This window comes from Paraburkholderia sp. C35 (assembly GCF_003121405.1).
In the GTDB taxonomy this organism is placed as follows: Bacteria; Pseudomonadota; Gammaproteobacteria; order Burkholderiales; family Burkholderiaceae; genus Paraburkholderia.
The window spans coordinates 164,946-177,350 of the sequence record NZ_QBUY01000002.1; the positions used below are offsets into that span (position 1 = coordinate 164,946).

Below are 12,405 nucleotides of genomic sequence, written 5' to 3' on the forward strand. Positions count from 1 at the left end.
GGAGTACCGTCATGCCTCGTACACTTCACAACTGGATCATTGTCTGCAGCAACGCGTATGTGGAATACACCTACGTCTGGTGGCTCGATAAGAATATCTACAGACGTACAGTCGACTATCGGGACATCTGTCTTCTGTAGCGTAGCTAAGCCATGTCAGTGAGAGGCTGCTGCGCCACGTGGTGACACAGCGGCTATCGGACGGGCCATATCTGAGGTTGACTGTCTTCGAATTGATCCGCTACATAGTGACAGACAATCGAGACGACCAGCGTCACTTTGGCAGCGACCTCGATCAACGATAAATAAAAGAATGATCGCGAGATCGAAAACATATCGGGCAGCGTCACGCTAATCACCACGATACTGACCACACAGCTGAATGCCAGCGCAATCAGCGCAGCCGACGAACTAAACAGTGCGCCGAGCGCAAACGCAGAAAGCACCAGCTTGGCGAGCACGATTATCCCTATATGAAGGGAGTTTGTTTCGTAGCTGAGTTCCCAGAACGTTTCGATTAACGACCACGACCATACAACGCAGATCATCACGCGGCTCATGATGTTGAGATGGAACAGGTGTTCGGCTGACGCGTGTTTATCTTCTTCAGACTGTTCAAACGAAATGGGACAGTGTGCCCATTGACCGGCGTGTTCTTCCAATTGCATGTCGTTCACCTTTGACCCGCACATCGGGTAATGCGTTTTCGCAGTATGCGCATGCGGTGAGCAGTGATCTTTCCCGACGGAATGATCGATTACCGATATGAACGAACTTGCCTTTCGAATCGGCGCGGAGTTTTCGCGTGCAATTGGCACGGAGGCGAAAACAGAAGAATTGTTTGGATCAACCGCATTTGTTGAGTTAGCGCTGCAATCGGCCGTATCGATTCAGGTTCGCTACATTGGAAATTCTTCAGCGAGAAGTGGAAGGCTATCGTGCACGAGAAAGCCTATGAAGCGCAGTGTCAAACGGTCAAGGTCCACTGCACGCAAGAGTCGGAGTCGAGACGGCGCGGTTTGACGTTATTCGCGTTGTCGCTTGGAAGCTTCTGTATCGGGACATCGGACTTCGCGAGCATGGGCATTATCCAGCTCTTCGCGTCGAGTCTCGATCTCAGCATCTCCGAAGCGACCAATGCCATCACGGCTTATGCGTTCGGTGTCGTGATCGGCGCGCCGCTGGTGACGTTGCTGGCAAGCCGCCTGAACAGACGAACCTTGCTGCTGTGTCTGATCGCGCTCTTCATTGCTGGCAATCTGCTGTCCGCGGCTGCTGTCAATCTGGGCATGTTCGCGGTCGCGCGCTTTATCAGCGGCATGCCACAAGGCGCGTACTTCGGAGCGGGAGCCGTCGTGGCATCGTACGTCGTGGGCGAGGGCAGCTCCGGGAAAGCCTTCGCGATGGTGATGCTGGGACTCACGATCGCGACGATCGTCGGTTCGCCACTCGCGACATTTCTTGGCCAGCAACTAGGCTGGCGCGAAACATATGTGACCGTTGCCATCCTGGCAGCGCTCGCGTTCGCTGCACTGTGGGCGTGGCTCCCTCGCAGCGACGCACTCAATGGCGGACCGTTGCGGCAAGAGTTGGGCGCGTTGAGAAAACCTCGCGTGTGGGCAACGATGATCGTTGCCGCAGTTGGCGTAGCGAGCATCTTCTCGGTCTATACGTTTATCGGCCCGTTCGTCACTGACGTCGCGGGACTGAAACCATCGACGATTCCTGTTGCGCTTGCGCTCTTCGGTGTCGGCATGACTGTCGGCAATCTGGCAGGAGGGCGCCTCGCAGACATGCACGATGCGCTGGGATTGATGCTTGGATTTGGTTGCGCACTCGTCGTGCTCGCGCTGCTCGCGATTTTCGGCGCGCACGAGTGGGTGCTCATGCTGATGCTATTCGGCGTCGGCGCGACGATGATGGCGGCGATTCCCACCCTTCAGGTCCGTCTCACACGATTTGCGCCGGAGGCGCCGACCTTGATGGGCGCGATGAATCTTGCATCGCTGAATGTCGGGAACGCAATCGGTGCAGCGGCAGGCGGGCTCACTGTTGCCGCCGGATGGGGATTGCTTTCGGCCGTATGGGCCGGCTTTGCGCTCACGCTGGCGGGCCTCGTCATTTTTATCGTCACATCACAGAAAGCGCAGCAGACGGTCGCCGCGTGATCCAACGGTCACCCGCCCGACCATGCCACGTGATACGACGAGATGGAGCCTGGGGATCGCTTTGCTATACCTGTTGAGCACTGCCGCGCACGCGCAAAGCAGCGTGACGCTCTACGGTCTCATCGACGCGGGTGCGACGTATGCCAATCATGTCGCGACGCCGACGGGGCATGGTTCTCTGGTGAAATTCGGCGATGGTGTCGCGCAGGGAAACCGCTGGGGTATTCGTGGTGTCGAAGATCTTGGCGACGGATTGCGTGCAATCTTTACGCTAGAGAGCGGCTTTGCCGTCGGCAACGGAGCGAGCTTGCAGGGCGGCGCGCTATTCGGGCGGGAGGCTTGGGTCGGGCTGGAAGAAAAATCGATTGGCTCGGTTACGTTTGGTCGGCAATATACCCTCTCGCGGGACTTCATTCACAACTACACGATCGCCCACGAAAGTCCGGCGGGGAACTACGCGTATCACATCAACGATCTCGATCAACTGGTAACGAGTCGTATCAACAACGCAGTGAGATTCACCAGCGCAGACTTTTCGGGTTTCCGGTTTGGCATCATGTACGGCTTCTCCAACGAAACTGGTGCGTTTGCCGGTTCGGCGTCGAGTCCGGCGGGTACGCAGGGTGGCGAGGGCTCGTCCCGAACTTATAGCGTTGGCGCGAATTACGATAACAAGTCGTTTGGATTTGGCATTGCCTATACGAACATCCGGTTCCCCGCGAGCGCGACGCCGGCATTCTCGGAGACCATCGCGAATGTCGATACGGGTCCGCTTCGCAACATCAAAACGCTTGGACTAGGCAGCCGTTGTGTCGCGGACATCGGCGCGGTGTGGGGCAACTGGACGCATACGCAAATCGTTGCAATAGACGGAGAAAGCTCTACGCTGAACAACTTCGAAATCGGCGGAAAGTACGCGTTCTCGACTGCCGTTGCGAGCGGGCTGGGATACACCTTTTCAGCGCTGTCGGGGCTTTGGAGCGGCAAGTGGCATCAGATCAATAGTTTCATCGATTACAAGTTCAGCAAAACGACGGAGATCTATGCACTCGCGATCTATCAGAAAGCGGCGGGCAGTAATGAGATCGACGGGCAGGAAGTGCCTGTTCAGGCGGAGATAGGCGCCAACTCCACATTCATCGGAAACTCAGGCGTTGGCGCTAACACTCAACTTGTGTTGCGGATCGGATTGATGCATAAGTTCTAGGTTGCAAACGCCGGCTCACCCTTGCCGGATGCTGTTTTCCTGCGATAAGGCTGCCTGCTTGCCAATGGGAAGCGGCGGTTGATCTGCGTTCCAGGGTGCCATCGATTCGAACACGCCGTCTCGCCTGATCAAGGCATGAAAGAGCGCGGCAGCCGCATGAATCACGATCAGCGCGAAGAAGCAGAGCGCGAGGAATCTGTGGGCATTCCAGAGCAAGGTATGAAGCGCATTGCTATGCGGCATGATGTGCGGTAACTGTATGCCGGCCACGACCACGGGATAATCCGCGGCGGACAACATTCCCCAGCCAAGAAGAGGAAGCGCGATCATCAGCACATAGAAGGCGAGATGCGACAGATGTGCGGCGAGTTTCATCGGCTGCGGCATCGATTCCGGCAATGGCGGCGCACCGCGCACCAGCCGCACGGCCAGACGTACCAGCGCAAGCAGCAAAATCACCACGCCAAGTGGCTTATGGACGGACACCAGCGTTAGATAGTCGGGCCGGATACTCGACACCATGCCGACACCTATAAAAAGCATCGCGAGAATGCAGATCGCCATGATCCAATGGAGTGCGCGTTGTAGCGGCGTAAAGCGGGTATCGGAAGCGCTCATTGTGCAGATCCTCGCGCGGCAGTGTGCGGATAGAACTTGTCTTCAGCCGTTCTGCGGTTGAACGACACGGAATACGCGGCTGAACGCGCAGCGGGAAATGGATCATCCGACACATGCATGCCCGACGGAAGAACCGTCGGATCGAAGTTGAGATCTCTGCACGGTCCATCAGCCTCGGGCTCGATTGCACTCACCACCAGTGTGCCCGCCGTCACCTTGCGACGATCGTCCGGCCACGCCTTGCTCGGGTCGGCAGTGGGATCGCCGGGATTGGCCACGGTGACGATCATTGTCCATCGCTGCGGCGCGTTAGTGACTCGTTGCGTGATGTCAGTGTCGAGAAAATCAGGTGCGCGCTGTTTCAGTTCATCGGCGGACAAGGTTTGCGGCGTTGCTTCCGGTACGAAAGACCATCGAACGACGCTGTTCTGTCCTGCCGCGTTGGAAAAGACGAAGCTATTCAGGCTGTTGAAGCGCTCCTGAGCATAGGAGGCCGTTTTGGGTGTCGTAGTGAGCCATGAATAGAAGGCGGGAAATTCAGGGTGCGCCGCAATGAACTGTTTCATCGCATTTGGATCGCTCTTGTTTGCAAGTGCCTGCATGAGCGCGTAAAACGCTTCCGGTGTGGCGACAGCAAAAAACGGGGCGTCGATCATTGCCGAACGCCATTCGCTGCCATCCGGCGTGACGACACGCAATCCCATGCCGCGTACTGGGACGGCGCCGTCGGCCGCTTTGGCGTCCGCCGTGCCGAGGTTGAAGCGGCCTGTAACGGGATAAGCGCCGGCGGCAAACATCGGTGCGCTTGAAAGCGCTGCGCCATTGCCGTTGGACTGGAAGGTGCCGGTGAAGCAGATGCCTTTCGCGTGATTGCGCCGGAAGCCCAAAGCAGGGCCGCCAGGCGGCGCGAGACTGTCGACGAGTTGCGAGGGGCTTATCCGTGCACGCGAGAACCATCCCGATGTGTAGATAAAGGCCGCGACTGCCACGATCATCACGATTGCGATCAGGACGATCGACCTGGCGGTGGATGGATTGGAACCCGGTCTGTCATCCATGGCTGTTCCCGCTGACGGGTTGAAACATGGGTAGCGGTGTGAAAGCACCGCCGTCCGCTGTGGATCCGCGCGCGATCCTGTTGCGATGAAGCTAATTGAAGTACTCGAAAGATGCCGTTTGCAGTGCGCATTCGATAAACATGCAAAGTGAAAACGAACAACGCAAGCACACATGCATCGGATGCGCTGAACGCCGCGAATACCTGCGTATGCAACTAACCGTCTGTCGATCTGTCTTCCCCCGACAACCATCAAATACGGCTCTGTAACGCAGGATGGACGGACCTGATCCCTTACGCAGGGCATTCAGGCAATTCACCACGATTAACCTGGATTAACTAACCTGTGCGGATACTTTGCAGTAACGTTTGCATGCGTTTTGACTCGGCCGCGCGTCGTTTGAAAACGAAAAACGGGGGAAATGAAAAGCGCTAGTCGTGAGCAACGACTAAGGCCAGTGCGGGTTGAATCGGGGAGACAATGACAGGAAGGCGAAAGTCCTTGGCAATACCGCTGACAGATGCGGAATGGGCGCGCGTAGCGCCCATCTTCGCCGATGAAGCAAAGGCAGGGACGGGCAGCCGCAAGCGAAACCCAAGAGCGATTCTGGACGCCATTCTATGGGTCGAATTGAACGACGAAAGCTGGAAGCGCCTGCCGTCGAGCTTTCCGCCCATGCAGACCTGCTATGGACGTTACCTTCAATGGAAGCGCGAAGGCACACTCCAGCGATGTTTCGAAGCGTTAGGCTTATGCCGTCCCGGGGAAGATGGAACAGCGTGCGGATCACAAGAGTGAACACGCTTCGCGTGAGTGATCCGATACAGACTTGAACTGGGCGGCAAACGGGACCCAGTATTCTTTATTCAGGCACTCGTGGCATTATCGTTCCGTGCTTGCGAAGAGCGTGGTCCCGGAGATAAGTGTGGGAACCCTTGGGTCGTCCGAAGCGAGGAGTCGATGGTTCTATCTGATCGCACTCTGGATTGGCGGGTGTGCGATCGTCGGGCTGATCGCATGGATATGCCTGCGTCTTCAGCTACAGCTCGCGACGGCCGGTTTCTGCATGCTGATAGCGATCGTGTTGCTGTCCCTGCTGGATAGCTTCATCTCTTCGGCGATCTTCTCGGTTGCGGGCGCGCTTTTGCTCAATGTCTGCTTTACGCCTCCTATCTTCAGCTTTGCAATTGCAAAGACGGCAGATCTGCTGCCGCTTCTCACCTTTCTCGTTACTTCGATTGCGGTTACATCGCTGGTCAGGGAAATCAGGCGCGCCGAGCAGATTCAGCGGGAGCAGGCCCGCTTGCTGAATCAGACGCACGATGCCGTGTTCGTGCGAGACATCGACGGCGTCATCCGCTACTGGAATCAGTCTGCGGAAGATCTGTACGGATGGCGGCGTGACGAGGCAGTCGGTAAATCCGCCGACACCTTGCTGAAGATCGTCTACCCGATGGCGCGGGACCGGCTGCAACAGGCGTTGTTCGAGAATGGCCACTGGAATGGCGAACTGGTTCATACCAGACGCGACGGAACGCAAGTCGTCGTCAGCAGCCGAGGGACCTTGCAGCGCGACGATCAAGGACAGCCGCGCACGATACTGGAGACCGCCAACGACATCACCGACCGCAAGCGCGCCGAGGAAACAATCAGGAAAAGCCAGGCGCAGTTTCTCGAAGAGGTTCAACGACTGAGTCGCACAGGCAGCCTCGGCTGGACGATTGAAGCGGGCGAAGTCTTCTGGTCGGCGCAAGCGTACCGGATCTTCGAGCAGGACATGTCTGTTGCGCCAACCATCGGGATCATGCGCGAACGCGTTCATCCCGACGATCTGCCTGTCTTCGACACGATGGTTGCGCGGATCGAAGCGGGCGACAGCAGTCTCGATGTCGAGTACCGGTTGCGTTTCCCGGAAAGTCGTATCAAGTATCTCCGGATCATTGGTCATGCCGTTGAGATGCATGACGCGCGCCGGCAATTCGTCGGAGCGGTGATGGACATCACCGAGGCGCGACAGGCCGACATGAGGTTGCGTCGACTGGAAAGCGATCTCGCGAGGACGAGTCGAATCACCGTGCTTGCCGAGTTGAGCGCTTCGATCGCGCATGAAGTCGGGCAGCCGCTGACAGCCGTGGTGGTCAATGGCGATGTATGCCTGGGATGGTTGCAACGGGCGCCGTTGAATGTCGGCGAGGTGGAACGGCTTGTCGTGCGAATGCGGGAGGACGCCACCCGTGCCGCGGATATTGTGCGCAGAGTCAGACGATTGGTGAAAGGCACGCCGCCTGATCCCGTATCGATCGACGTCAAAGGTTTATTCCAGGAAGTACTGACATTTCTACGGCCGGAACTCGAAATGCACGGATGCAGTGTATTGACGGACATCGCACGTGATGCTTCTGCCGTGGCTGGCGACCGGATTCAGTTGCAACAGGTGCTCGTCAATCTCACCACGAATGCGCTACAAGCGATGGCCCAGGTATCGGCGAAACACCATCTGGTTCTTGAAGCAAGACCCGGTGAGTCTGCACGCGTGATTCTCTCAGTGCGGGACAACGGTCCTGGTATTAGCGAAGAACATTTACCACATCTGTTCGATGCTTTCTTCACTACACGGACGGACGGCATGGGAATGGGTCTCGCCATTGCTGCGTCGATTGTCGAGGCGCATGGCGGGCGCTTATGGGCAGTGAATAATACTGAAGGCGGCTCCACGTTCAGCTTCACGCTGAAAGCGGCTTGAGTGCATCGCAGATACGATTCGAGCGATACGGTTTCAGCCCGCTTGCGCTGTCGATTTCAGCTGCGTTACGCGCGGCCGTCCCATCAGCACGGGCTGAAAGATCACTGCACCAACCAACGTCGATATCAGCGATAACGCCAGCAGGGCGCCGAGGCTCGATGTCCCAGGATGATGCGAGAACCACAGGCTGCCGAATGCGGCGCCCGTCGTGCCTGCGCTGAACACCACCGCATAGGTCAGACTGGATTCAAGCAGACGCGTTTCGCCGCCGCGCCATGCGATCACGTAATAGATCTTGAATGCGACGCCAACGCCTAGCATGAGCGGCAACGCAATGATGTTGGCGAAATTCAGTTCGAGTCCCAATGCAACGGATAACTCAAGCGTCAGCAGTGCGGAGACCAGTAAGGGAACGATAGTCCGAAGGATGTCGTCGACCCGGCGCAGTGCAAACCACAGAATGATAACGATCGATACCAATGCATATCCGCTTGCCTGAAGAAAGGCTTTGATGACCAGATCGGCGGAGTACAGAATCGATATGGGGCCGCCAATTGCATTGGGTTCGGCGACTCGCACGGCCTTGGCGAATCGTCGCAGCATCGCGTCGTCGTTTGGATCGGTGCCCGGCAGTACTTTGGGCGAAATCTCGACAATGCTCTTGCCATCGGCGGCGATCCAGTCTTTTGCGATGCTGGGCGGCAAATTGGTGCTGGTAATTTCCGCGGGCGCCAGCAACATCGCCAGTTGCTGGAGTGCGATTTTCAAAGGCGCAGTCATCGCATAGTCAGCGCCGTCCCGCATGGCACTCGGAGCGTTGGCGAGTTTGGTCAGCGTTTGTGCAAGATGTTTTGCTTCGGCGGCGCCGGGTCCAGGATGATCGTCGGCGGCTAACGAAAGTTGACTGGCGGCGCGCTTCAGCGCGTCTACCCGTATGGCATCGCTTACAGCGGGAGAGGGCGATTGCGAGAGGATCGGCTGCAAGACCTGAGCTGCACTGGCGATCAGCTTGAGTTTCTCGGGTTGATCGGTCGGAATGAACGTTGTCAGCGTGACCGTTCTGCCCACTTCAGGAAGTTTCGAGAGCCGGGCGGCGATCGAATCTGCGTCTTTCAGTGAATCCGCCATCACGCGAACATTGTTGACGCCCATTTCTGGAGAGTCGCGCAGCGCGAGCAGCGTCGCCATCGATTCCGTATGCGGGTCCTTCAGGTGCAACGGATTGAAATCGAAGCGCAAATGGAACAACAGCGGCAATGCACCAATGATGACGCACGCTGCCACGATCAACATAGGTTTGCGATTTCGGTCGAGGAAATCGTCCACTTTCGCAAGTTGCGGAAAGCCGGGCGAGACCTTCTCTTCATGTGGGCGGAACACTCGGATCAACGCGGGCAGCAGCGTGACGCTCGTCAGCTACGCGACAACCATACCGACGCCCGCAATCTTGCCCAGTTCCGAACCGCCACGATAAGCCGTGGGGATGAACGAAAAGAAACTCACGGCCACGGCAATCGCAGCGAGGCGCAAGCGCGCACCCAATGTGTGTGCCGTGTTGACCAGCGCCGTCAGCAGGCGCGGATCCCTGAATCGCTGCTCCCGATACCTGACAGTGAACTGAACGCCGAAATCGACACCCAGACCAACGAAGAGAACCATGAAGGCGACGGAGATCATATTAAACGCGCCCACCATCATCAGGCCGATTGCGGCCGTCACGAGCAGGCCGACAATCAGCGTAATGAACACGGCAAGCACGAGCTTGAATGATCTGAGCGCACCCCAGAGAATGCACAGCACGACGAGAAACGTCACGATGCCATTGAATGCGGCGCCATCCTGAACCGAAGCGAATTCATCGTCGGCGAGGGGTTGTTCGCCCGTGAGCCGAACGCGCGCGTCGAACTTGCCACTCAGATTCAACGACGCCGCCGTTGCGCGTATCACTTCCGTCGCACTGCCGCCCGCTCTGAGTGACGCGTAATCCAGCACCGGCTGCACGAGTACGAAGGCGCGGGCGGGCAGCTTCAGATGTGGATCCGCCACTGCACGCCATGAAAATACAGCAGGATGCCCGGCCTCCACGCGATCCAGTACGCTGGCGCTGCGTTCGAGCAACGGCGCCATCTCGCTCAGCTTGACCTGTCCCAGTTGCAGCGGAAGCAACAGCGTGGTGGTGAGCAGATTGGCGAGACCGGTCAGGCTCGGATCGTGAGCCAGCGCGTTGAGTAGCGGACGTGCCTGAACCAGTTGCGCAGTCGTCGATTGAACGTCGTGTACGGGAAGAAACAGCAGGCCGTTGTGTTCGAAGAACGATCCGCCCGTCGGCAGTGTGACGGAGACGAACTGGCGGGTGTCTTTTCTGAGCGCGTCTGCAAGATCCGTGGCGGCGGCATCGGCGAATTCAGGCGCGTTTGCTTCGACGACCACCAGAATGGATCCGCCTCGTTGCGGAAAGGCACGATCCATCGAAGTCGACAATGCGCGCCATCGTTTATCGACGGTCAGCAGACGGTCGGTATCCGTGTTGATCTTGAAGTGATGGACGACGTAATAGCCGCTCAGGACCGAGAGGACGAGTGAAAGCGCCATCACGCTAATCCGGTGACGCATGGACCACAACACGATGCTGACGACCGACGTCATGACGGTGCACAGATACGCAGGTGAGGGAAGACACAGTGTAGCGGAGATAGTCCAAACGCGATGTCGAGCGGTTGCTTTGGCAATCGGTACACCCGTTGCCAGATCGGACGTCTTGCGTAGAAGCACGCGATGCCCGCAACGTCGTGGGAATTGAATTAGCTTTGCGCTACGGGAACGGTCGTGAACGGCGCGCGGCAGCGCTGCTTCGATGCATCTTTACCGGCCTACCCATCGACGGCTGTCTTTCCGCAGATAGTCAAACCCGATCCACATGCACGTAGAGGACGAGATGCCACGATCCTGTGAAAGCCTGACGCTGGAGGATGCAAAGCTGATGTTGTCGGCGGCAGAAGCAAAGGCGCGCAGTCTGGGAATCGCCTACAACATCGCCGTGGTCGATTCGGGTGCGCGGTTGATCGCTTTCGCGCGCCAGGATGGCGCGCTGATCGGCAGTATCGATCTCGCCATCGACAAAGCCATCACCGCGAGGATTTTCGACAAGCCGACTTCCGATCTGGCAGCGCTCGCGCAGTCAGGCAAGCCGCTATACGGTATTCAGCAGAGCAATGACGGCACCGTGGTGATCTTCGGCGGCGGCATTCCCGTCTTCCACGGGGGGACGATCGTCGGCGCTGTGGGTGCCAGCGCAGGGACGGTTGAACAGGACATAGAAGTTGCCGAGGCCGCGATCGCAGCGCTATGGTAATCGGCATCGCGCAAGCCAAGCCAGGGAGTCAGATTCGTGAGTACGTTATTGATCGGAGCAACGGGGCGCACGGGCCGGCTGGTCGCGGAAAAATTACACGATGCAGGTCTGCCGTTTCGCGCGATGATCCGCAACGCGGCGAAACATGCTGAATTTGAGCGGCTGGGTGCTCAAACGGTGGTGGCGGACCTGGCGGCAGATTTTTCGCATGCGTTCGGCAACGCGGACACGGTGATCTACGCGGCCGGTTCTGCGGAGACGGAAGGCGCGGAGCAGGAACGCCTGATCGACCGTGATGCGGTGATGAAGTCCGCGGACTATGCAAAGCAGCATGGCGCGCGGCTGTTCGTGGTGGTCAGCGCGTTGCTCGCTTACGACCCGGAGCATTCGCCGCAAGCACTGCGCCATTACTCGGAGATGAAACGCGAATCCGATGATTACGTGGTGGCAAGCGGTATCGATTACCTCATCTTGCGCCCCGGCAGACTGACATCGGACCCAGCGGCGGGAACGATCGAGATCGTTTCACATGCGGGAGGATCGCTCGCTCCCGTGACGCGGGAAGATGTCGCCCTTGTCGTGCTCGAGGCGCTCAAGGCAAAACTGACAAACCGGATAATCGGATTTGCGGGTGGCGCAAAGCCGATACGCGATGCGCTTCAGCATGCGTGAAACGCCAGGCTGGAGAAGCTGACATGGAACGCGCCTATCCCTACAAAGGTTACTACATCAAGGTTTGCATCGAAGCGAGCACCGAACCTGTCGTTCTCGGCACGGTGTTGGACGACATCGGTTTCGTCAGCGAGGTGAAAGTCTTTCGTCCTGGCGCCAACATCCCCATCTTTCCCCCGCTTTGCCTGAGCGAAAACGACGGTCGACGGTTTGAAACGCTTGCTGAAGCGATCCTGAACGGTTTCGCAGCAGGACGGCGGCTCGTCGATGAAGCGCCTGTCGCGTCGCTCGCCTCCGAATAGTGCACCGCGCATACCGCGCACGCCAGACACAGTCGAACCGGTCAAGTAAATCGTCGTTAATGTTTCGGTGCAGACGCGTCGCTCCGGGCGCATCTGCAATTAACGCGACTCTTTTCGGTGTGTTTGTTAGTCTTTACTCAAGAACATTTCCATGCGCGCGCCTCGGGGGCAGACAGGCAGTGCGTGCCCGCCACGAAAGCGACCAGTCAGGTCGAAAAGAAACGGGCGCGAGTCGATCCTGAATGTGCTGAATCTCCATCGGCGCGACATTTACGGCGATTTACTC

The 12,405-nt window shown here is 57.9% G+C and carries 10 protein-coding genes and 1 pseudogene; 6 read left to right on the top strand and 5 right to left on the bottom strand.

Going from position 1 to position 12,405, the window contains the following annotated elements; translation table 11 throughout:
* Positions 1-193: 193 nt before the first annotated feature.
* A complete protein-coding gene (locus tag DK391_RS01920) occupies positions 194-667 on the bottom strand; it encodes a hypothetical protein (RefSeq protein ID WP_162600645.1) in 474 nt (157 codons plus the stop codon).
* A gap of 270 nt (positions 668-937) precedes the next feature.
* On the opposite strand from DK391_RS01920, the gene DK391_RS01925 reads away from it, so the two are divergent.
* Together DK391_RS01925 and DK391_RS01930 are read left to right on the top strand one after the other, a co-directional pair.
* Complete coding sequence (locus DK391_RS01925) at positions 938-2,167, top strand: MFS transporter (RefSeq protein ID WP_109476287.1); 1,230 nt, start codon at positions 938-940, stop codon at positions 2,165-2,167.
* Between the two features lie 22 nt (positions 2,168-2,189).
* On the top strand, positions 2,190-3,374 hold the full coding sequence (locus tag DK391_RS01930; protein ID WP_109476288.1) for a porin: 1,185 nt from the start codon (positions 2,190-2,192) through the stop codon (positions 3,372-3,374).
* A 15-nt stretch (positions 3,375-3,389) separates the two neighbouring features.
* Here DK391_RS01930 and DK391_RS01935 read toward each other — a convergent pair whose 3' ends face one another.
* The 3 genes from DK391_RS01935 to DK391_RS45180 form a co-directional block, all read right to left on the bottom strand.
* On the bottom strand, positions 3,390-3,992 hold the full coding sequence (locus DK391_RS01935) for a cytochrome b/b6 domain-containing protein (RefSeq protein ID WP_109476289.1): 603 nt from the start codon (positions 3,990-3,992) through the stop codon (positions 3,390-3,392).
* The gene (locus tag DK391_RS01940) at positions 3,989-5,356 is read right to left on the bottom strand and encodes a catalase family peroxidase (protein ID WP_343225227.1); all 1,368 of its coding nucleotides are present in this window, start codon (positions 5,354-5,356) and stop codon (positions 3,989-3,991) included. Before DK391_RS01940 ends, DK391_RS01935 begins: the two co-directional genes overlap by 4 nt.
* Positions 5,357-5,481: 125 nt before the next feature.
* Complete coding sequence (locus DK391_RS45180; RefSeq protein WP_239482673.1) at positions 5,482-5,727, bottom strand: hypothetical protein; 246 nt, start codon at positions 5,725-5,727, stop codon at positions 5,482-5,484.
* 152 nt (positions 5,728-5,879) lie between these two features.
* Here DK391_RS45180 and DK391_RS01950 point away from each other — a divergent pair, with 152 nt between their 5' ends.
* Positions 5,880-7,793 carry an ATP-binding protein gene (locus DK391_RS01950; protein WP_109476292.1) on the top strand — a complete coding sequence of 638 codons (1,914 nt, stop codon included), beginning with the start codon at positions 5,880-5,882 and terminating at the stop codon, positions 7,791-7,793.
* Between the two features lie 33 nt (positions 7,794-7,826).
* Here DK391_RS01950 and DK391_RS01955 read toward each other — a convergent pair.
* A pseudogene (locus tag DK391_RS01955) lies at positions 7,827-10,439 on the bottom strand (MMPL family transporter).
* Between the two features lie 289 nt (positions 10,440-10,728).
* Between DK391_RS01955 and DK391_RS01960 the strand changes: the two are divergent.
* From DK391_RS01960 to DK391_RS01970, 3 genes are read left to right on the top strand one after another with little or no spacing between them, the layout of a single operon-like run.
* Complete coding sequence (locus tag DK391_RS01960; RefSeq protein WP_109476293.1) at positions 10,729-11,145, top strand: heme-binding protein; 417 nt, start codon at positions 10,729-10,731, stop codon at positions 11,143-11,145.
* A 36-nt stretch (positions 11,146-11,181) separates the two neighbouring features.
* Positions 11,182-11,817 carry an SDR family oxidoreductase gene (locus tag DK391_RS01965; RefSeq protein WP_109476294.1) on the top strand — a complete coding sequence of 212 codons (636 nt, stop codon included), beginning with the start codon at positions 11,182-11,184 and terminating at the stop codon, positions 11,815-11,817.
* 23 nt (positions 11,818-11,840) lie between these two features.
* Positions 11,841-12,119, top strand: a complete 279-nt coding sequence (locus tag DK391_RS01970) for a hypothetical protein (RefSeq protein ID WP_109476295.1) — start codon at positions 11,841-11,843, stop codon at positions 12,117-12,119.
* Positions 12,120-12,405: the final 286 nt, after the last annotated feature.

What these genes read in the sequence shown, in the direction of transcription:
- DK391_RS01930 (WP_109476288.1), top strand. Translation starts at nt 2,190, where the DNA reads ATGCCACGTGATACGACGAGATGGAGCCTGGGGATCGCTTTGCTATAC.
- DK391_RS01935 (WP_109476289.1), bottom strand. Translation starts at nt 3,992, where the DNA reads ATGAGCGCTTCCGATACCCGCTTTACGCCGCTACAACGCGCACTCCAT.
- DK391_RS01920 (WP_162600645.1), bottom strand. Translation starts at nt 667, where the DNA reads ATGCAATTGGAAGAACACGCCGGTCAATGGGCACACTGTCCCATTTCG.
- DK391_RS01970 (WP_109476295.1), top strand. Translation starts at nt 11,841, where the DNA reads ATGGAACGCGCCTATCCCTACAAAGGTTACTACATCAAGGTTTGCATC.
- DK391_RS01940 (WP_343225227.1), bottom strand. Translation starts at nt 5,356, where the DNA reads ATGCCCTGCGTAAGGGATCAGGTCCGTCCATCCTGCGTTACAGAGCCG.
- DK391_RS45180 (WP_239482673.1), bottom strand. Translation starts at nt 5,727, where the DNA reads ATGGGCGGAAAGCTCGACGGCAGGCGCTTCCAGCTTTCGTCGTTCAAT.
- DK391_RS01960 (WP_109476293.1), top strand. Translation starts at nt 10,729, where the DNA reads ATGCCACGATCCTGTGAAAGCCTGACGCTGGAGGATGCAAAGCTGATG.